The organism is Methanosarcina thermophila TM-1 (assembly GCF_000969885.1).
In the GTDB taxonomy this organism is placed as follows: domain Archaea; phylum Halobacteriota; class Methanosarcinia; order Methanosarcinales; family Methanosarcinaceae; genus Methanosarcina; species Methanosarcina thermophila.
Genome location: NZ_CP009501.1, coordinates 101268 through 121671, shown reverse-complemented (window position 1 = coordinate 121671; position 20404 = coordinate 101268). Strand labels below are relative to the sequence as shown.

12 protein-coding genes, 3 rRNA genes and 1 pseudogene are annotated in these 20404 nt (G+C 43.0%); 8 read left to right on the top strand and 8 right to left on the bottom strand.

The annotated features are described in order from the left end of the window. Positions 1-16: 16 nt before the first annotated feature. Positions 17-1345, bottom strand: a complete 1329-nt coding sequence (locus MSTHT_RS00530; RefSeq protein WP_048166119.1) for a nitrogenase component 1 — start codon at positions 1343-1345, stop codon at positions 17-19. Between the two features lie 765 nt (positions 1346-2110). On the opposite strand from MSTHT_RS00530, the gene MSTHT_RS00525 reads away from it, so the two are divergent. Further along, a complete protein-coding gene (locus MSTHT_RS00525) occupies positions 2111-2332 on the top strand; it encodes a hypothetical protein (RefSeq protein WP_048166118.1) in 222 nt (73 codons plus the stop codon). A 596-nt stretch (positions 2333-2928) separates the two neighbouring features. Beyond that, positions 2929-3648, top strand: coding sequence for a hypothetical protein (locus tag MSTHT_RS00520; protein ID WP_148704356.1), 720 nt, complete (start codon positions 2929-2931; stop codon positions 3646-3648). A 46-nt stretch (positions 3649-3694) separates the two neighbouring features. Here the strand turns inward: MSTHT_RS00520 and MSTHT_RS00515 are convergent. From MSTHT_RS00515 to MSTHT_RS00500, 4 genes and pseudogenes are all read right to left on the bottom strand, one after another. Continuing rightward, positions 3695-4063, bottom strand: a pseudogene (locus MSTHT_RS00515) (threonyl-tRNA synthetase editing domain-containing protein). 42 nt (positions 4064-4105) lie between these two features. Continuing rightward, positions 4106-4675, bottom strand: a complete 570-nt coding sequence (locus MSTHT_RS00510) for a class I SAM-dependent methyltransferase (RefSeq protein WP_048166116.1) — start codon at positions 4673-4675, stop codon at positions 4106-4108. Between the two features lie 192 nt (positions 4676-4867). Continuing rightward, complete coding sequence (locus MSTHT_RS00505) at positions 4868-6217, bottom strand: nitrogenase component 1 (RefSeq protein WP_048166115.1); 1350 nt, start codon at positions 6215-6217, stop codon at positions 4868-4870. A gap of 73 nt (positions 6218-6290) precedes the next feature. After that, the gene (locus MSTHT_RS00500) at positions 6291-7835 is read right to left on the bottom strand and encodes a nitrogenase component 1 (RefSeq protein ID WP_048166114.1); all 1545 of its coding nucleotides are present in this window, start codon (positions 7833-7835) and stop codon (positions 6291-6293) included. 299 nt (positions 7836-8134) lie between these two features. Here MSTHT_RS00500 and MSTHT_RS00495 point away from each other — a divergent pair, with 299 nt between their 5' ends. From MSTHT_RS00495 to MSTHT_RS00480, 4 genes are all read left to right on the top strand, one after another. Further along, positions 8135-9034, top strand: coding sequence for a nucleotide-binding protein (locus tag MSTHT_RS00495; protein ID WP_048166113.1), 900 nt, complete (start codon positions 8135-8137; stop codon positions 9032-9034). 342 nt (positions 9035-9376) lie between these two features. Further along, the gene (locus tag MSTHT_RS00490) at positions 9377-9664 is read left to right on the top strand and encodes a hypothetical protein (RefSeq protein ID WP_048166112.1); all 288 of its coding nucleotides are present in this window, start codon (positions 9377-9379) and stop codon (positions 9662-9664) included. Positions 9665-9976: 312 nt separating this feature from the next. Then, on the top strand, positions 9977-10198 hold the full coding sequence (locus MSTHT_RS00485) for a MarR family transcriptional regulator (RefSeq protein ID WP_231588121.1): 222 nt from the start codon (positions 9977-9979) through the stop codon (positions 10196-10198). A gap of 673 nt (positions 10199-10871) precedes the next feature. Continuing rightward, entirely contained in the window at positions 10872-11672 is an 801-nt protein-coding gene (locus MSTHT_RS00480; protein ID WP_048166110.1) for a CPBP family intramembrane glutamic endopeptidase, read from the top strand. 220 nt (positions 11673-11892) lie between these two features. Here MSTHT_RS00480 and rrf read toward each other — a convergent pair. From rrf to MSTHT_RS00465, 3 genes are all read right to left on the bottom strand, one after another. After that, positions 11893-12014, bottom strand: a 5S ribosomal RNA gene (gene rrf / locus MSTHT_RS00475). Positions 12015-12114: 100 nt separating this feature from the next. Beyond that, positions 12115-15022 (bottom strand): 23S ribosomal RNA (locus MSTHT_RS00470). Positions 15023-15233: 211 nt separating this feature from the next. Beyond that, positions 15234-16711 (bottom strand): 16S ribosomal RNA (locus tag MSTHT_RS00465). Together the 16S, 23S and 5S rRNA genes form the textbook arrangement of a ribosomal RNA operon. 1379 nt (positions 16712-18090) lie before the next feature. Between MSTHT_RS00465 and mtaC the strand changes: the two genes are divergently transcribed. Together mtaC and mtaB are read left to right on the top strand one after the other, a co-directional pair. Beyond that, on the top strand, positions 18091-18873 hold the full coding sequence (mtaC, locus tag MSTHT_RS00460; protein WP_048166109.1) for a methanol--corrinoid protein MtaC: 783 nt from the start codon (positions 18091-18093) through the stop codon (positions 18871-18873). A 13-nt stretch (positions 18874-18886) separates the two neighbouring features. Continuing rightward, entirely contained in the window at positions 18887-20272 is a 1386-nt protein-coding gene (gene mtaB, locus MSTHT_RS00455; RefSeq protein WP_048166108.1) for a methanol--corrinoid protein co-methyltransferase MtaB, read from the top strand. Positions 20273-20404: the final 132 nt, after the last annotated feature.

The window sequence follows — 20404 nt, the reverse complement described above, 5'->3', positions numbered from 1 at the left end:
AAACGATATTACGCCATTATAGCCAGCATAGATAACTGATAAATTGTAAATCATAGCTGTAGGGAATCCCTGCTTTGCAGCCCAGATTGACTCCCCCACGTGACCGAAATAGAAATACAGGCTGTTCTTTATTTAGTATATTTGTCTGCTCAAACGGCTGTACATTAGCAATATTGGTACAGAAGTTTCCACATCTCTTCTCTAAATTTGCAAAGCTTTCGAAGATTACTTCGTCATAATGATATGCAGTGACTCCTACAATATCCATCCCCAGATCTGCAAGAAGGTTTGGAATTCCCACTGCCCTTGATTGTCCTGCACTTACGAATGCTCTTTTTCCCGCAAGCTTTTCTTTAAGTTCTTCTATCTTTGGCTCTACTCTTTCTCTTTCCGCTTTTATGACCGTTTCTACCTCATCTTCTTTTCCAAGTAATTTCCCAATCTCTCTAAGCCACAGATCTGTATTATCAAGGCCGACTGGCATTACTTTTTGAGTATAAGGCACTTGGAAGCGTTCTTCTAATGATTTTGCAAAGTACTCGCTGAACGTTGGGCACATACTTGTAGTGAGAGCTGCTTCTGACGACTTTCCAATAGCTTCCGTAGTAGTGAAGTTTGGGATGAAGTTTGCTTTAAGTTTTAATTTAGCCAGAAGTCGTTCGATTTCAACTTCATCAAGTCTTCCTACTGTAAGTGGATTTATCACATTGACTAAATCATTCCTTCTCTTTTTAGGCTTCTTAACAAGATGATTCAAAACTCCCTGGAATGACCCATCGTATCCGGATGCCCATACCTTTGATTTAAACCCATCACAGTATACGGGGATTACTGTTGCAGATACCTCTCCCTGAACTCGTTTTGTTATAGAGTCAATGTCCTCCCCGAGAATCCCTGCAACACATGAGGAAAATACAAAAATAACATTCGGATTGTGTCTTTTATCTGCCTCTAAGATTGCTTCCTTAAGTTTGTCCTCTCCTCCATGAATGGCCTCTACATGAGTAAGATTTGTAGAAATCCATTTAACATTTAATGGTATCTCTCCCCTCAGAATTTGTCCAAAGCGGCTGAATATATTAATATAAGGCAGTGAGCTGGTACATCCTACAGGCGCATGAATAATTAAAACTGCATCTTTTATGGTTGCAAGCGTGAATATTGCAAGCCACTCCTGACAGAAAGTAGTCTGGGAGAACGCCCGGTCTTTTGACTTCAAACACTTCCTTGTTGTTAAATTCACAAGTTCACTGGCGGTTCCGCCATATGTGATTGTAGTGTTCAAGCGATCCTCTCTAGTAGGAACTGTGCTTTTGTAAATACTTTTATAGACACTCTTTGCCATTTGAACTACTCCTTTACATTTTATTATCAAAATTAATTTACATTACAGGATATTGAGCGATAATAGCCAGCATTCAAGTTTTTAGAGCTACTAACGGTCAAAAAATATTTTGTGCTTAATTCTGTCTTGAGATTTATGGAAGAGTAATTGGTTGGGTAGATTAGTACAGTCATACAAAAAGAAAAAAGGAGGGAGGTAGAGACGAGTTAAATCAACAACATCTGAAGGATAAAGATTCTATTGCATTCAAAACAAAAAGATTAGCTGATTTACCATACTTCAATCCTTTTAAGTTCATGCTTATACCTGCGATTTCACATCTTTATCTATTTTAAGATCATCTTTAGTTTGGTAAATTCCAATAACACTTTTAAATATTTAAACCCACATTTTACGGCAAAATTTACCTATTCTTCTCTGTTCAAATACATTGGAGACATTTTTTATCTTATAATTTAAGATATAACTTATTCGAGCTGATCCCAAAACTCAAAAACTACTTCTTTGAATCTTGTTTTGAAAGGAACAATCGAACTACTGATTAGGAAAATAGTTATGGGCACCTCCCAATATGGGAGTAAAAAATGGCTTTTGGGATAGACTCATTCCAAAAAGAAATTATATTTCTATCCCCTGAATCAGTTTTTTTTGGCGTAAAATGCTGTTAATGATCCTGAGTAGTTTCATAAATGCCAATAGCTCTATTCTCAAAGCTCCGATCAAACAGATATTATTATTTAGTAGATTAACCGTGGAGTAAATACTATGGAAGAAGCATATAACAAAAAATACGATACAGATTTGAAGATTCATCCGGAGGCAGAAATACACCCTGAATGCAGCATAGAAAAAACCAGAAGCAAAAGAAAAAATGCTTTACTTGCCGCGTTATTATTTCTTATAATTTCGGGACTCGGCCAGGTCTATGCAGGTGATTTACTTAGAGGACTTGCATTACTTGTAGGACTGGGATTAGCTTATGTTTGATGGCTCTCATTATAGGATTACTCACATTTCCCACTATCTGGATATTTGCAGTAATAGACGCATACAAAATGGTAAAAAAACAGACTGATAAGATCGATTCGTGTCCATAAGATATTGATTTTAGTCTGCACAGAGATTATTCTTACTTTATAAATCCGGTTCCCGAGTTTTGCTTCAGGCCCACGGGAAATCGTATATTTTCTGAGAGCTACGATGTAATCGCAATAGCAAGATATCCTTTCCGCTCTGTTTCATTTTGCTCAAGAATACTGATTATTGGCAAAGTTGCTTCCGTGTTTTCTGCGGCTATAAAATCTGGATCGAATATTTTCCATAATTTTGTTTTTAAGATGATAAATTTGAATTGTACTAAGATGTGAAGTTAATCATGAGTGCACTATAAATTTAACAAAACAGTAGATTTTCATATTTACTAAAATTTAAGAGATAACTTCTGGGTTTTGAGGCGAAATTATTTCAGGATGAAACATATATCCGAATAAAAATCAAGTGTTACGATAACGTTATAATATCAATGATCAAGATTATCAGACGCACTACACCATAGCTGATATCAATAATACTGGGTGGTTTAAGTGAACGACGAAATTTTTGAACAAATTCACAGGAGCTTAACTGTGGAACAAATAATGACCCCGAAAGAAGAGTTTTATTTCCATCCTCAAGATTCAAAACTTCATAAAGAAATAACTATATTTCCTATTAAAAATGAAGACGGATCAATCATTAGATATTATGATAGTGAGGGTTCCAGAGAACATTATATATTGCCGAACAAGGTGGTTTCAAAAAACCTGGATATAATGTCTTTAATTAAAATGCTGGATCGAAACTCATTTTTCTTTGTAACTCATGACGAGATTGTAGGAATAGTTACTGTTGCAGACTTAAGGAAGGGAGCTGTGAGGATGTTCTTCTATTTACTGCTTTACAGGCTGGAGAACCGGATGAAAGCATTTTTTAAGGAAAGGATGTCTGAAGCCGAATTTATAGAACTCGCAAAACCCAAATGCAGATCACAAAATAAGGTGTACGAACTCTCTGTTTTTGAAGAGTGCAGCTTTTACGATTATCTTGTAGCCCTGAAAAATTATGATTTTTTTAAGCAAAAATACGGTTTGTCAATAAGAGATGTTGAACAATTCGGGGGTCTGGATAAATTCAGAAACTGGATCATGCATCCTTCGAGGGAAGAGGTCAGAGTAAAGATAGACTCAGACCTAGAGTATAATCATTATCTGTTCAAGCAGTTGGATAGGATTCAGAAGCTCGAGATCTTATTGCAGGACTCATAATATTTTTATCCATTTTGGATCATATTGATTTCCAGACCTTTGCCAGCTATTCCCCTTTCACGTGGATTTTAAATTCGAATAGATATCCGAATGGCGTCATCGAAGTTTCAAATCCCTTTGAATTTAGTTTTTCCATGATTGTTTTAATTTCATCTGCAGCAAATTCGATACTGACTTGCTCTCAGAGAGGTGCCCAAAAGAATGCAGGATGACTTTGTTTCTGTCGGTTTTTTTGCCAGCCAGCTGATGTTATTTACAGCCTTTTTAACAACTCTATCCTCTGGTCTTCATCTTCTTTCTCGACATTAAGAAATATGACCAGGGAATCAGTTGTGGATTTTTCAACCTCACAGGTCTCAGCAGAGTCCACGGTCTTGCTGAACTTTTTATACCAGAAATCCTCGGTATCAAACATCAATAGCTTCATTGTAATCACATAATGAACGTAACTTTATTTTCATATTGGCTTTGAAAAGACAAGCCCATAGTGGTATAGATTCAGATCATGCCTGCTGTCTAACTTAAATCCCAGATCAGAAGCCCATTTAATGCATTGTTCGGGTCTGAGCCGTATAGCTATTGGTGGACCCCGTGGAGTTTCAGGATCATAACTCCAGTGTATAATGCCGAATTTACCTCCTGGAATTAAAATACGGTAAGCCTCTTTAAGAAGCCCTTCAGGTTTTTCTGCACGCAGGATATTAAAAAGCATTGCATAGTCCACACTCTGGTCCTTCAGCCCTGAACCTTCAAGAATAAAGTCACAGAGCATTGCTTTTACGTTTATTAGATTCTCATTGATTGCTTTTTCAGTAACTCTTTTTACCATTTCTTCTTCAATATCAATAGCATATATTGTCCCGTTTATCAGCTTTGATGCAGGTATGGTAAAAGTTCCGTATCCGCATTCAAAATCAATTGCATTTACTACGCCATGATCAAATCCCATCGTCACCTGGATTTTTCCCGGGTCAAAAAAGTCTTCCCACTGGTTTTCGGCTGGCATACCGCTTTCTCTGATTTTCATATTCAATACTCTATGGATTTTGGCTGCAAAGCGTCCGCCAGCATATTGTTTTCGATTCCTGTTTTTCCTGGCTTAAAAAAGGATAAAGGAAAAGGACAGATGGTGAAACTCCTAACTTACAAAATGAGTGGAAACTGGAGGTTAGATCCACTCATAGAGGTAAAACTCACGGAGGCAAACTTACAAGGCATATCACAGAGGCCCTGCATATTTGCTCATTATGTCTTCCATTAAAGTAAGCCCTCCGCTGAACCCTGCGTAACTCCGCTCAAGTATCACACGGTCATAGGAAGGGAATGAAACCGTCAGGTGTATGGCATTAAATTCCGGGCCGGATATGAAAGTCTCAAGAGAACTTGCAAGCAGGAACATGAAATTCCTGTCTTTCAAATTCTCTCGAATCCTGTGGGCATCCACTTCATATATTATCTCAGGCCAGGCTGGGGTTTCAAGATTGACTGTCAGTTCCTCATTTATCAGTTTACGGGCTTCCCAAGGTGGATTGTCCGTTATCTGAACAAGGTCAGGCAGGTATCCAACTTCATTTGCAAGGTATTTTGTAATGCTTACAGCGGAATTGCTGTCAGCGACCACTGCAAAATAAGGATGAGGCCTGGCGATCAAAAGTACATCCCCGATGTATTCTGCAAACCTATAAGCCCGCTTTTCCTCAGTGGCAATCAGGTTTTCAATCAGATCGGATGAAACACCTAATCTTTCACCGACGACTCTTAGGAATTCCGAAGTCTGTTTAGGTCCGACCGGCACCCCAGGGAAGGAGATATAAGGAATCCCGAACTTTTCTTCCAGTTTCTGTGCGGTTTTATGCCCGATCCAGGAAGAGAGTACGATATTATATTCCGCAGCCGAGATTTTTTTCAGGTTTTTGAGCGCGTCAAATTCCCCTACAATTAGATTCGGCTTCAAGCCTATTCTTTCAAGGAGTTTCTTTACCGCATTTGCCTCGCCTTTCCAGAAGATATGCTGAGAAGGAACTATTCCGAATACGTTTACAAGCCCTTTCTCTTTTGGAGTCTCCTCAAGAAGCTGATTTATGACTGCATCGAAGAAGTACTCATAACCGTCATACGAGGTTCCTGCAAAGCCCGAGGTATTCACATGTATAATTGGGATTCCTGGATTCTTTTCCTTAAATGCCCTGACAACGGATTCGACATCGTCTCCGATGAGGGAGGGCACACAGCCTGAGATGATTGCAAATAATTCCCCGTTTACAAGTTCAGTTGTAGATTTTATGAGATTTTCAAGTTTCTTCTCCCCACCGAAAATAACATGCTCCTCAACCAGAGATGAACAGGGAGTACTTGTACCTCCGAAGGGTCCTCCTGCGTTCTGGCCGCCTGCGTAGAACTGGCCGAAAAGCTGTCCGATTCCACACCCTGCGCCTGAATGAAGGATAGGTACAGTTCCGAATATGCCGACTGCGGTTGCATATGCCCCTCCAAGCGCGCAGGAGTAGCGAGGGGCTTCGATTGCACCTGATATAAGATTAGTAGTCTCTAAAGTTTCACTGATTCCCATGATTACACCTTTTTATTTATCTGGCCAGTTTCTATCTCCTTTATTTATCTCTGTATATCCTTTCTTTCCCTGCTCAGTCCTCCGCTTTTAGATAATACAGCGGATTAGGTTGTTTGTACCACCAGTCTTTGTATGTACTCTGAGTCTTCTCTTTCATTGTCCGTTGATAAGAATGGCTTTTTAAAGACTGCAAAAGGAAATTCCCAAATGCAATCGCTCCCGTATACCCGCTCTGAGCGCTCCAGGGATGCGCATCGGACCTTAAGGCATGCACCCTTGTTACTCCTTTGTCGCGCTTGAATGCGCCTCCCTGGAATGGGCAGGTCATTGCAATATCGGGATTCCTATGGTTTGTTATGTGTGTCTGTTCGGCAGCCTGGAAGGTATTTACCAGTATGTCAAAATCCCCTACCTGAGAGAGTAATCTCTCCAAGTCCTGAAGGATGAGATTGTCAAAGTCCTGGCACATTGCAGCTGAAGATTTAAGCCCGAGTTCGTCAAAGTACGGGACCTGCGCCAGAAGTCTTCCCTGACCAAGTGCACCCAGAACTTCCACTTTCTCTCCATTGCCTTTGAAGTTCTCAAACTCGTGTTTTATTGCTTTCAGTTTTGGAAGCCACTTTTTATGTTCTTCTTCGATGAGGGCTTCTACTTCCTTTTCTTTCCCGGTGTGCCTTCCGATCTCTCTCAGCCACTCATCCGTATTTGCGATACCCATAGGCGAGGGATAGAGGAAATAAGGCACTCCATATTCCTGCTTGAGCCCGCGTGCGAGATAGTCTGTGTAAGTCGGGCACAGGGGTGCAGTAACAGCAGCTTCTGAGAGCTGTTCAAACTGTTCTACTGATGCGAATTCGGGAACAAAATTCACTCTCAGGCCAATTTTCCCAAGCAGGCGTTTTATCTCCAGCCTGTCCTGCCAGGTGTACGAGAGCATACTCGCTACATTTACGAGATCATTCTGCTTCTTTTCCGGCTTTTTTGTGAGGTATTTCAAAACTGCATGCCAGAAGGCGTCATACCCAGTCTGGACAAGCTTTGAACGTGAACCCTCACAGTGAATCGGGACTATAGTTGCCTTTATTTCAGGCTGAACCTGTGCGACAACTCCTTCGATGTCCTCTCCGATTATTCCTGAAGTACAGGATGTGAGTATGAAGATTGCTTTCGGATTGTACCGTCTCTCAGCTTCTTTTATTGCTGCTGCAAGCTTGTCACCTGCACCATACACGACATCTTTTTCCCCGAGATTTGTTGTCATCCAGTGGAGGTCATAATTTGCAGGGCGCCCGAGTTCAACAGGCACATGCCTGTAGAGTTCACGGTATCCGAGTGCTGCTGATGAACAGCCTACAGGTGCATGGTATATTGCCACAGCATCACGGATTGTTCCTATCCTTACTGAAAGGTAGAAGTTCAGAACACAACCACTTGACTGCTGGAAATTCCTCTCCCTTTGCCTGAGACAACCGCTGCGGGCTTCTTTTACAAGGTCGCTTGCTTTTCCATACCAGACATTAATACCGCTTGCCCTCTGTTCTCTGTTGGGACATGTGGCCCGCGATAGATCGATTCTTTCCTCGATCAATTTATTTTCAGTGAGTTCTGTTCCTGACATTAATATTTCTCCGTAGGAGACATATTATTCATAATTGATTCGTCTCCGTTATGTTCTGCTCCTGGCATCACCTCCTCCATTCGTATTAATGAATATATAAATCGGGAATTCAGCAAAAATGTGGTCTAGTTTCTCATTATCCGAATTTTTGCGGCAATAATTCTCGGGTATGCAAGCTGCTGAGTTTCGAATAATGAAATTTTTGCCGCAAAATTCAGAAAAACAGAATTTCGTTGTCAATTATTGCTGAAGTGTAAGCGTATAAATCGGTTCGATTTGTTTCCGTGTATGGTGATGAAATGACAAAAGCAAGAAACATTGCAATATACGGAAAAGGCGGAATTGGAAAATCGACTACCTCATCAAACCTTTCAGCAGCTCTTTCAGATCTGGGGCTTAAGGTAATGCAGATCGGCTGTGACCCCAAGAGTGACTCCACCAATAATCTGAGGGGAGGAAAATCGATTCCTTCGGTTCTTGATACTTTAAGGAGTGGGAAAAGAATAGAAATCAGCGATATTGTCTATGAAGGCTTCAATGGGGTTTTATGTGTGGAGGCCGGGGGCCCGGAACCTGGAGTAGGATGCGCTGGCAGGGGTATTATCACTGCAATAGAACTCCTGAGGCAAAAAAATGTCTTCAAGGAATTCAAGCCTGATGTAGTAATCTACGACGTGCTTGGAGACGTAGTCTGTGGAGGATTTTCAATACCTATCCGTGAAGGCGTTGCAGAACAGGTCTATACCGTCGCATCGTCGGATTTCATGGCAATATACGCGGCTAATAACCTCTTCAAGGGAATAAGAAAATATGCAAACAACGGCGGTGCACTGTTCAGCGGCATAATTGCAAATTCAATGAACCAGCCTATTCAAAAAGAGATCATTAATGACTTTGCACTACAGACAAAGACAACGATTGCAGGCTTCATACCTCGTTCGCTTGATGTTACCCGAAGTGAACTCAGAGGACAGACCGTGATCGAACATGCACCCGAATCCGAACAGGCTGAATTATACAGGGAACTTGCAAGAAGCATTTTAAACAACGATAAAAAGTATGTGCCTGCACCTCTTGAGTCCGAAAAACTCAAAATCTGGGCTGAGAGCTGGTCAGACATACTTCTCAGGGAGCGCGAACAGAAAGGACAGGTGAAACACAGTATCGGAGAAATAAACCCTGTAGGCATCGAGATCTGAGATAAATTTGCATGAAAAAATTGAGAGCCACAGTGTTAGCAATTCGCTGAACAAATTTCTGCTGTAACTTTCTATACAGCAGAAATCTTGAACTTATAGTATTTGTATGATATAATTCTCATTGCAATAAAATCTCATTGCAATAATTCAATAAGTTGTAATTCTCATCAACACTTCAATAGATTGACAATTTAAATGTTTCATGGAAACACAATGTTTTTATAACTTAAGTAATAAGGATAGTTCACAATTGTGAATTTGATTATTAAAGTTAGATTATTTAAAATTAATTATCAGTACCTCAATATATAAAATAAAGATCAAATTTCCCTGGTAGGAACAATGGGGTTGAGTGATCAAAATTTAAAGGAGAGTAAAAACTACCGGATTATGATCGATTCGGAAGGCATAGGCCATATAAGGATACTCAGGCGTATTAATTTGAGGACGCTTATGGAAATTTTTAAGGATTTATATATGGAGCTTAAAAAGAATCCTGAAAAGAGCCCACATATGAGGATTTATGTCTCCCCTTCAATTTACGAAGAAATGTCCGATAATATGAAGTATTTCCATGAATTTGCAGTCTCATGTATGGATGGAACGTTTGAACTTATCATCATTAGTTAATCCTTATTAGTTAATCCTTAGACCTTGCCAATCTCACTTAAATCCTTCTTATTTAATCGGGTGTCAGGCTCGAATTTCAGAATATTCTACAATTGTGATACTGGAAGGTACAATTGTATAATTTATCACAATTAAAAAAGTTATTTTTGAATTATCGGATAATAAAATATCCTTTTTGTCTTTATACAGAGAGTTTGAGCCAAAAGATTTAAAAACAAAGAACTCTTTTAAGGTGTTGGTGATTCACTATGAGGGATCGTTTTTGTTGCTAATGAAACTCTGAATGATATAAACTATGAGAAACTTGAAAGATTGCCTCCATCGGCAAAGCTGGTGTTTAAAACCCTTGAAGCCAAAGGGCAGATGACACAGAAAGACATAATTCGTGAAACAATACTTCCTTCACGCACAGTAAGATATGCATTAAACAGGCTGAAGGAAGAAAAGATTCTGATAGAACGCTTCTATTTCGTTGACTCACGTCAGAGCCTTTACGAAATAAACAGATGCGTAGATAACGCTCTTAGAATATGAATTAAAAATTGTTTTTTAAAAAATTGTCTTCTGTGCAGTTGGATCAAATTTTATTACAGATCCAAAATCTTTATTTTTTAAGGCAAACAAATAACTTCTAACTTTTAAATTGTTTTTAATTTTTCACTTTTTTGCTGTTATCTCCACACTTCCCTGAAAACGTAATAATTAAAAACAGTTATACTTTCTTTCAATTATGGGGCTTATGAGTAATAGAATACCATAGACCGTATATAATACTCAAAACAAGAAGAGTGCCTGCAATAATTAGAAAGCCATTAAAGCCAAAGAGTGCATACGATGCTCCAAATATGATATAAAATATACCAGAAAGAATGATCAGAGCTAACCAGTATGAATAATATTTATTCATAACTAGTAATTGAGCGAACATTAATAAATAATTTATTATGTCTGCATTGAAACAATCCTCTTTGATGAGATTTGCCCCTTTGAACCCTTGAATTTCTATGAATTCTTTAATTCAATTATAGAAAACACGGTTTAAACATTTTTTATCAAATAATAAGAATTATAAAAACATATATTAAAAACCATAATGATCCCGGAAAGGAATAAAAAATCAACATCTTGATTCTCGTTTATGCAGTACAGCGCAAAAAGCTTCTTATCCAGTCAAAATCAGATCAAACCGCCCAGGTGACCGCGAATCGTGAACAACGACAATTTAGCAAAAAGATCGCCTTTAAAGTTCTTTCTATTAACCTTCGCTCTTTCCACTCCGTTCTGGTTAATTGGCTCTATGGTTGAGAAGGGACTTCCAGTTCCAATGAATCTTCCTGTGAGTGCGCTTTCATTCGTTAGTCCTTTGATTGCGGCTTTGATCCTTACCTATAGAAAAAGTAAACTCTCTGGAATAGAGCAATTATTTAAGAGAATATTTGATTATAAAAAAATCAAGCCAAAGCTCTGGTATCTGCTCATTATTTTTCTGCTGCCTGCCATATATTCGCTGTCGTATGGGATCATGCGCCTTCTGGACAGACCACTTCCAGAACCACAAATTCCATTTCTGACAATACCGATCCTTTTCATCGGGTTCTTTATTACCGCGGTATGTGAAGAGCTGGGCTGGATGGGATATGCTTCTGATTCTATGCGATGTCGGTGGAGTGCATTGACGACCGGCATTGTTCTTGGGCTTGTGTGGGGATTATTACATGTTGTGCCCGATATCCAGGCTCATCATGATCTAGCATGGATAGTATGGCAACGCGGTGTCTATTCGGTTGCATTTCGTATCCTGATTGTATGGATTTACAATAATACCGGAAATAGTATATTTGCAGTGGTACTCTTTCATGACATGGACAATGTCAGCTGGTCTTTATTCCCGAATAATGGCTCACATTATGATCCAGCTATTACCGGACTGCTCACTGCAATCACGGCTGTACTCGTAATATTCCTATGGGGTTCAAAAACCCTGGCAAGGTACAGGTATGCTTCTTAAGTCTTCAAGCTCAAAATTGAAGCGTCAATTCCTGAGATCATTAATCGCTGCCTATGAAACGGCCTCAGTTCAACTATTTCTGAAACTTATGTAACAGGCTGGCTAGAGAACAAGTCCAAAGTATTACACAAAACTGGCAAAATACGATCAGTAATAAAGAGTAACAGTAATAAAGAGTAACAAAAACTAGTTAGAAAAAGATTAGAGTGATATAGGGTGAGCATGGCAGCGATCCTGAGTTCCCGAAGGCTCGCGCACTTCAGTACAGTCAGGAACGTGGGCAGGCTTATCTTCTGTGTTCGGGATGGGTACAGGAGTTGCCCTGCCGCTATGGCCGCCACACTCGCCTATGAACGGAATTGATGAATGAAATTTGTCTATGACAAACGCAAGACAAGAAGTCATGTACGGTGCTGCAAGACTGGATTTCGCCTGGACCGGATTAGGAAAGGAACGGATGGTTAGTAAACGCGGACTGAACACCTCGTTGCCTTGGTGCTTACATCCCGTTTCTATCAAACCGGTCTTTTACCGGAATCCTTAATGAGGTCTCTTTTTAGGTCGGATTTCGAACTTAGATGCATTCAGCTCTTATTCCTTAGCGCGTAGCTGCCCGGCAATGCCCTGTCGAACAACCGGTACACCAGTGGCGCCGCTGCTTGGTTCCTCTCGTACTAAAAGCAGCTTACCCGCAGACCTCAGACACCTCTAGTAGATAGTAACCGACCTGTCTCACGACGGTCTAAACCCAGCTCACGATCTCCTTTAATAGGCGAACAACCTCACCCTTGGCCGATGCTGCACGGCCAGGATGGAAAGAACCGACATCGAGGTAGCAAGCTGCCGGGTCGATATGTACTCTTGCCGGCAACGACTCAATTATCCCCGGGGTAACTTTTCTGTCATTTTTGGCCCCCACCAAGGAGGCACAAAAGTTCGCTAGAGCCGACTTTCGTCTCGTCATCCACTACTGTGCTGAATAACGTCAGGCTGACTTATGCTCTTACACTCTTCAGTGAGTTTCCGACCCACTTGAGTCAACCATTGCGCGCCCTTGATATCTTTTCAAGGGCGTCCCGCCCCAGGCAAACTGCCCACCTATCGGGGTCCTCTTCTCAGAGTTAGGGTCGCAGTCCCAGAAGGGTAGTGTCCCATGGACGGCTCCACGGATGCTGGCGCACCCGCTTCGACGCCTCCTACCTACACTGTACATCCAGAACCACAACCCAACGACAGGCTGCAGTAAAGCTCCACGGGGTCTTCACTTCCCCCTAGAGGTCTCTAGACTGTGCACTAGAATGTAAGCTTCACCGGATTCCAGTTAGGGACAGTAGGGCTCTCATTGATCCATTCATGCAAGTCGCCAATTAAGCGACAAGGTACTACGCTACCTTAAGAGGGTCATAGTTACCCCCGCTGTTTACAGGCCCTTCTTCCCGTTGAACCGGGGTTTCAGGTACCTGCACTGAGCAGGATTCAGAGATTGTACTAGCCTTTACAGGTTTGCAATCTCCTATGTTGGTATTAGACAGTTAGAGCCCCCTGGTCACTGCGACCTGCTGTCTTCACAGCAGGCACTCCTTCTCCCGAAGTTACGGAGCTAATTTGCCGAATTCCCTTAACTGAATTACTCCGACACGCCTTGGCCTTTTCAGCCAGGGGCACCTGTGTCAGTTCTCGGTACGGACATTTAGCAGCCTTTTCACGGGTCCCTGGGTGCAACCGACTTGCGCATTCACAGATTCACCCGCTTCTCGCCATTACGGCTCTCCACGGGTTTCGCTGCTTAGACGGAGCGACGACTCCGCTCGGCCTGCCCTGAGACGTCAGACTAAATTGCTAAATGGTACAGGAATATTAACCTGTTTCCCTTTCGGCGTACTCGAGTTACGGTACGTCTTAGGACCGACTAACCCTCGGCTGACGAACATTGCCGAGGAAACCTGGCCCCTTCGGCGGAAGGGATTCTCACCCTTCTATGCTGCTACTATTACCAGGATTTTCGTTTGCGAACGGTCCACAGGACTTCACAGCCCTGCTTCTGTCCGAACGCAACGCCTTCCTACAAGATTACCTTGCGGTACTCCGTGGTATCGGTGGTCGACTTGAGCCCCGTCAATTTTCGGGGCCCCAAACCTCGACTGGTGAGCTGTTACGCACTCTTTAAAGGATAGCTGCTTCTAAGCTAACCTTCCAGCTGTCTTGGGCTTGGGACGCCCTTTAGTGTTAACACTTAGTCGACACTTGGGGACCTTAACCACGGGCTGGGTTGTCTCCCTTACGGACTACAAGCTTACCCCAGCAGTCCGGACTCCGACCTTCTCAGACGACGGTGGGTTTGGAGTTTGACAAGCGGGCGAGGGGTTTCCCCCCCGGAACCGCCAATCAGTGCTCTACTCCACCGACGATCTCCAGTCAGGTCATGCTGCGGCATGTTTCGGAAGGAACCAGCTGATGCCGGGTTAGATTAGCATTTCACTACGAGACGCAGGTCACGCGAATGATTTGCAGATCAACACCGCTTGCGGTCCTCCACGTAGCTTTCGCCACGCTTCAACCTGCCCACGCCTAGATCACCCGGCTTCGGGTCGTGTCCCGGTGACTCCACGCACTTGTATACGCCGTGCCTCACTCAAAAGAGCTGCGCACATGTTGCTTTCGCTTCGGCTGCCCAATTTAATGGTTAGCCATCGCCACCAAAACACACTCCCTGGCCCGTTCTTCAAAACGTAAGATACGACACTGGCAGTGGTACTCGTACTGCACCCTCGCGAGTGTTTCCTTCGTACCAGAGATCCTTTCATGCCGTATCGTTCCATCACTACCAGGTTTCAGGCACTTTGCACCTCCCTTCTCGGGGTACTTTTCAGCGTTCGGTCACCCTACTATTTCGCTATCGGTCTCAAGGAGTATTTAGTTTTGGAGGTTGGTGCCCCCCAGATTCCCGCACGATATCCAACGCACGGTACTCAGGGACATGTTCCGGTCTTTTGGTTTACACATACGTGACTGTCACACTCTATGGTCTGCCGTTTCAGGCAAGTTCTGCTTAGCCGTCAGACGTTTGAACAGCCCTGCAACACCACATTTCCCCAAGGGGATTCGGTTTGAACTGTGCCGGTTTCACTCGCCGTTACTCACGGCATCTCAGTTGATTTCTCTTCCTGCTCCTACTGAGATGTTTCAATTCGGAGCGTTCCCGATCATTACTGATCACTATGGAGAGGTCCCATTCGGAGATCCCGGGTTCATTGGCTCCTTGCGCCTACCCCAGGCTTATCGCAGCTTGGCACGTCCTTCATCAGCTCTTGAGCCGAGCCATCCACCTGATAGCATAGCTCCTGTGTATCCTAACCAGGTCCAGTAAGCGTCCAGTATACAGCACCTGTACATGACTTCATGTACCTGCGTGTCAACGCAGGCAATCCGCCCTTCCCCGGAAATTTACTTCCCGGGTGCATTTGATGAGTTTGAATTGATCATAGAATTATGATCGATTATTTTAATGGTTTGAGGATTTTGTTTCGGTTTATCGGCATCTGGGTGGTGAGTTTTTTGCTTAGGAGGTGATCCAGCCGCAGATTCCCCTACGGCTACCTTGTTACGACTTAACCCCCCTTGCAAAGCACAGGTTCGAACACGACACGAAGTTCGTGCCCTCACCCATACCTCACTCGGGTGGTTTGACGGGCGGTGTGTGCAAGGAGCAGGGACGTATTCACCGCGCTATATTGAAACGCGATTACTACGGATTCCAGCTTCACGAGGGCGAGTTACAGCCCTCGATCCGAACTACGGATGGGTTTGGGAGATTACCAACCCCTCTCGGGGTAGGGACCCATTGTCCCATTCATTGTAGCCCGCGTGTAGCCCGGGAAATTCGGGGCATACTGACCTACCGTAGCCCGCACCTTCCTCCGATTTAACATCGGCGGTCCCCACAGAGTACCCATCGTCCCGGAGGACATGCTGGTAACAGTGGGCACGGGTCTCGCTCGTTGCCTGACTTAACAGGATGCTTCACAGTACGAACTGGCGACGGCCATGCACCTCCTCTCAGCGATTCAGGCAAGGTCTTTAGCCTGGCCTACATATTGCTGTCGTCCCCGGTGAGTTGTCCGGCGTTGAGTCCAATTAAACCGCAGGCTCCACCCGTTGTTGTGCTCCCCCGCCAATTCCTTTAAGTTTCAGCCTTGCGGCCGTACTTCCCAGGTGGCTCGCTTCACGGCTTCCCTGCGGCACCAGACACGGTCGCGCCATGCCTGACACCTAGCGAGCATCGTTTACGGCTGGGACTACCCGGGTATCTAATCCGGTTCGTGCCCCCAGCTTTCGTCCCTCACCGTCGAACCCGTTCTGGTAAGACGCCTTCGCCACAGGTGGTCTCACAGGGATTACAAGATTTCACTCCTACCCCTGTAGTACCTCTTACCTCTCCCGGTTCCAAGTCTGGCAGTATCCACCGAAAGCCTAACGGTTGAGCCGTCAGATTTCCCGGAGGACTGACCAAACCGGCTACGGACCCTTTAGACCCAATAATCACGATCACCACTCGGGCCGCCGGTGTTACCGCGGCGGCTGGCACCGGTCTTGCCCGGCCCTTGCTAACAGATGTATTTTACACATCTGGACAGCCAACATATGATGCTGGCACTCGGTGTCCCCTTATCACGGTTTCCCGCATTGTAAAGTTTTCGCGCCTGCTGCGCCCCGTAGGGCCTGGATTCATGTCTCAGAATCCATCTCCGGGCTCTTGCTCTCACAACCCGTACCCGTCGTAGGCTAGTAGGTACATTACACCCACTACTACCTGATAGGCCGCAGACCCATCCTTGGGCAGACAAATCCATTTTACGCATAAAGCATTCCAGCAGATATGCGTTATCCGGTATTATCCCCAGTTTCCCGGGGTTATCCCGGTCCCAAGGGCAGGTTATCCACGTGTTACTGAGCAGTACGCCATGTTCACGAAGAACATATGACTCGCATGGCTTAGGCGAACACCGATAGCAGTAACCTCTGGCAGGATCAACCAGAATTGTGTGTCGCACACTGAAAATTAAAGGGCTTGGTCGCAGAAACTGCACTAACAACTATCAATTCAGTTATTCCAGTTCCGCGATGATCTGTATTTGTTTATGATAAACTCTCACCGCCCAGAATTAACCGAACCGACAAAATCCTCGTCAGACAGGAAAAAACTCCTGACTCCATTAAAAGATGAAAGAGATATATGATTTAACCCACGCAATCATCTTGCGCAGGATCATATACAAGACATTTCTTGTATATAAAGCTTTGCATCATTCCTCTCAACACAGTCGTGCTGTAAGGGAATATATACAGGACATTTCTTGTATATAAAACTTTGTATCATTCCTCATTGCGTTTTGAGTTATGAGGAATTCATACAAGATATTTCATATATATAAAGCTTTGTATCATTCCTCTCAACACATTTGATTTGTGTGAGGATCAGATACAAGGTCAGTCTGATATATAAAGCTTTTTCATCCGATTATCTCCACAAATTCAGAACAAAAGGAAAATTTGTTTGAATTTATAGAGAATATTATCATTACGATTTTTCAGGATCGTAAGAAAGTCGAATGTTCACAAACTGTCTTCTGTGAGGAATCACATAAGACAAATCTTATATAAAGTTTTTGATAAAGATTTTGTTGAGGGGACATTCAGCTAAAGATCAATACAGCAAATGCATGCATTTACTAAAGCTATAGTTTTTAGTACCCTGATTAATCCAAATCAGGGAATTTCCTAAATGCATTACCTACATATACCTTTCGGGAGACTATCTACAGTTATCTTTCGGGAGACTATTTCCAGTATCCATTAAGTCAAGAGAAAATGAGTAATTTAAAATCTGTCACTATTGGATTAGAACTTGTTATATTGAACTGCAATTAATATAAAACAACTAATTTTACGCTTGCTAAATTTCTTTTTCTACCTTAGATCCTCTGGCTGTTCCTCATTCTGCTGGAAACTTGAAAAGTATATTTTGTTAGAGGTAGTCGAAACGTTAAGAACTCTGTATATTATTTAATCGGATATATGTTAGAAAGAGTTCAGTAAAGGCGATGACATTGAGGATAACAAAGCCTCCTAATGACAAAAATAGTAATTGTAACTCAGTATTAGAACGTTAAACTTGCTCAGTGAGTTTTATATATGCGGGATTCCAATTAAATTAAGGGGAGTTAAGAGTCCCTTTAATAAATTGGGAAGAATTTGGGGATTTATACCTGATTAGATCTCATTTAGTTATCTCTATGAAAAAACCCAGATATTTAGATGCCTAAATAACAGTAGGATCTAATTCAGGGAGAATTTTAGCTTTAAACCCGGCTCTGATTCCTGTAGATAATCAGGGATTGCTTGCTCCTCAAATGCCAAAATGGAGGTTAAACATTTGATAGAAATAGATCCCAGTAGTATTCTGGTTCGTTACAATGTAAAAATGGAAAAGGAAATGACACCGGAAGAGGCTGCAGAAGAACTTTACCCAAAGGATTCACTGATTTACCCGATTGCAAAAGCTATCTTTGAAGGCGAAGAAGATGATGTCGTAGAGGGACTGCAAAAAGCCATCGACGCTGGGAGAGACCCAATCTCTCTTATTAACGATGCATTGATGGTTGGAATGGGAGTAGTCTCCAGGCTTTACGATGAAGGAGTCATTTTCCTGCCAAATGTTATGATGTCCGCTGATGCCATGTTAGAAGGTATAGAATTCGTCAAGGAGAAAGCAGGAAAAGCACCTGAAACCAAAGGAAAAGTTGTCTGCCATGTTGCAGAAGGTGATGTCCACGATATTGGAAAGAATATTGTAGCCGCACTATTGAGAGCAGCTGGCTATGATGTAGTGGATCTTGGAAGAGATGTCCCTGTAGACGAAGTGGTAGCAGCTGTTGAAAGAGAAAATCCCCTTATGCTTACAGGTACGGCTCTCATGACCACGACCATGTATGCATTCAAGGAAGTTAATGACAAACTTCTGGAGAAAGGCTACAGGATTCCTTTTGCATGTGGCGGCGGTGCTGTGAACCAGGACTTCGTATCCCAGTATGAACTTGGAGTATATGGTGAAGAAGCAGCCGATGCTCCCAAGATAGCCGATTTCATCAGGGAGCATGGGGACAACATCGTAAAACTGAGGGAGAAATTCCATAAGCACTGAGGAGGTGTAGTAGATGGCAGTAACAAGATGTACTAAAATGGCTTATTCAAGCGCAGATGAGATGGTTTTCGGAAGAGCTGTCAATCCCGTCAAAGCCGGACTGGGACTTGAGATCGGTGCTGGTTATACAACTCCCGAAGTGAACTATGCTCCAAGACCTGAAGCCGGAGTATCCAAAGAAAAACTCGTAAAAGAATATGAAAGGATCACCACCGACATTATGGCAAGGATGGTACAAATCGGAGCTCCTGCTGTGGTACTTGAAACCGAACACGTTCAGCAGATGTCAAACAACCCTGACTGGGGAGCAGAGGTTGCACATGCCCAGAAGACTATCATGGAAGATTACCATGACGAGTATGGCATAAAGTGCGCACTCCGCCACACCATTGGTGATATCCGTGAGAGCAGGGATTTCCTCGAACTCAGAGGAGACAAGTACAGCGTCTTTATGGAGGCATTTGAACAGTGTGCCGAGAATGGAGCCGACATGCTCGCGGTTGAGTCAATGGGTGGGAAAGAAGTCTTTGACTATGCAATTCTCAGGAACGATATGGCTGGAGTGCTTTATGGCATAGGCGTTCTTGGCAGCATGGATATGGAAATGATATGGCAGGACATTGCATCAATTGCAAAGAAAAACAACGTAGTGGCATCCGGTGATACTGACTGTGCCCAGGCAAACACTGCAATGTTCATTGCAGGCGGGTTGTTGGATAAGAACCTCGCTCACACACTTGCAATCATTGCAAGGGCAGTTTCTGCCGCCAGATCTCTCGTTGCTTATGAAGCAGGTGCAGTAGGACCCGGAAAGGACTGTGGTTACGAAAACACCATTTGTAAGGCTATTGCAGGTGTCCCGATTTCTCAGGAAGGTAAGACCTCAACCTGTGCCCACTCTGACCTCATGGGTAACCTCACTATGCAGTGCTGTGACCTCTGGTCCAATGAATCCGTTGAATATCACGGAGAATTCGGCGGTACAACTGTCCAGTGCTGGGCCGAGACCCTTGCTTATGACTGCGCACTCATGAATGTAGCCCTGCAGTCGGGCAACGAAAAAATCCTGAGAGACATGTTTGTGGCTTCCGACATGAACAGAGATGCACAGGGCTATGTACTAGCATACAATAACGCCTACAGAATCGGAGAGGCAATCACAAGAAACGGAGATGATATTTATCTCCGCGCCAAGAACGCAGCTATTGAATGTATCAATATTATTGAGGAAGGAGCGAAGAAAAACCTCGAACTCTCCAGATTCGAATCCAAAGCCCTTTCAGATGCAAAAGCTGCACTCGAGAGTCTTACTGATGATAAGGAACAGTTCATGAGTGATTGCCTTACAAAGTACAAACAGGAAATTAAAGTATTTAAGCCGGAGAATTACGGCCTCTAATCAAGGCAATTTCTCCTTTTCCCTTTTTTAAAACACGGGATGTACTTTCATTTTTTGGGTGTATTTTCCTTTTTTAATACAGAATACGGAATACAAACTTTAATTTTCCTGATAAATTCATTTAATTCATAT

Bases quoted from the DNA above. Each gene is read 5' to 3' on its own strand.
- MSTHT_RS00490 (WP_048166112.1), top strand. From the start codon at position 9,377: ATGGGGTTGAGTGATCAAAATTTAAAGGAGAGTAAAAACTACCGGATT.
- MSTHT_RS00495 (WP_048166113.1), top strand. From the start codon at position 8,135: ATGACAAAAGCAAGAAACATTGCAATATACGGAAAAGGCGGAATTGGA.
- MSTHT_RS00500 (WP_048166114.1), bottom strand. From the start codon at position 7,835: ATGTCAGGAACAGAACTCACTGAAAATAAATTGATCGAGGAAAGAATC.
- MSTHT_RS00505 (WP_048166115.1), bottom strand. From the start codon at position 6,217: ATGGGAATCAGTGAAACTTTAGAGACTACTAATCTTATATCAGGTGCA.
- MSTHT_RS00525 (WP_048166118.1), top strand. From the start codon at position 2,111: ATGGAAGAAGCATATAACAAAAAATACGATACAGATTTGAAGATTCAT.
- MSTHT_RS00530 (WP_048166119.1), bottom strand. From the start codon at position 1,345: ATGGCAAAGAGTGTCTATAAAAGTATTTACAAAAGCACAGTTCCTACT.
- mtaB (WP_048166108.1), top strand. From the start codon at position 18,887: ATGGCAGTAACAAGATGTACTAAAATGGCTTATTCAAGCGCAGATGAG.
- MSTHT_RS00510 (WP_048166116.1), bottom strand. From the start codon at position 4,675: ATGAAAATCAGAGAAAGCGGTATGCCAGCCGAAAACCAGTGGGAAGAC.
- mtaC (WP_048166109.1), top strand. From the start codon at position 18,091: ATGGAGGTTAAACATTTGATAGAAATAGATCCCAGTAGTATTCTGGTT.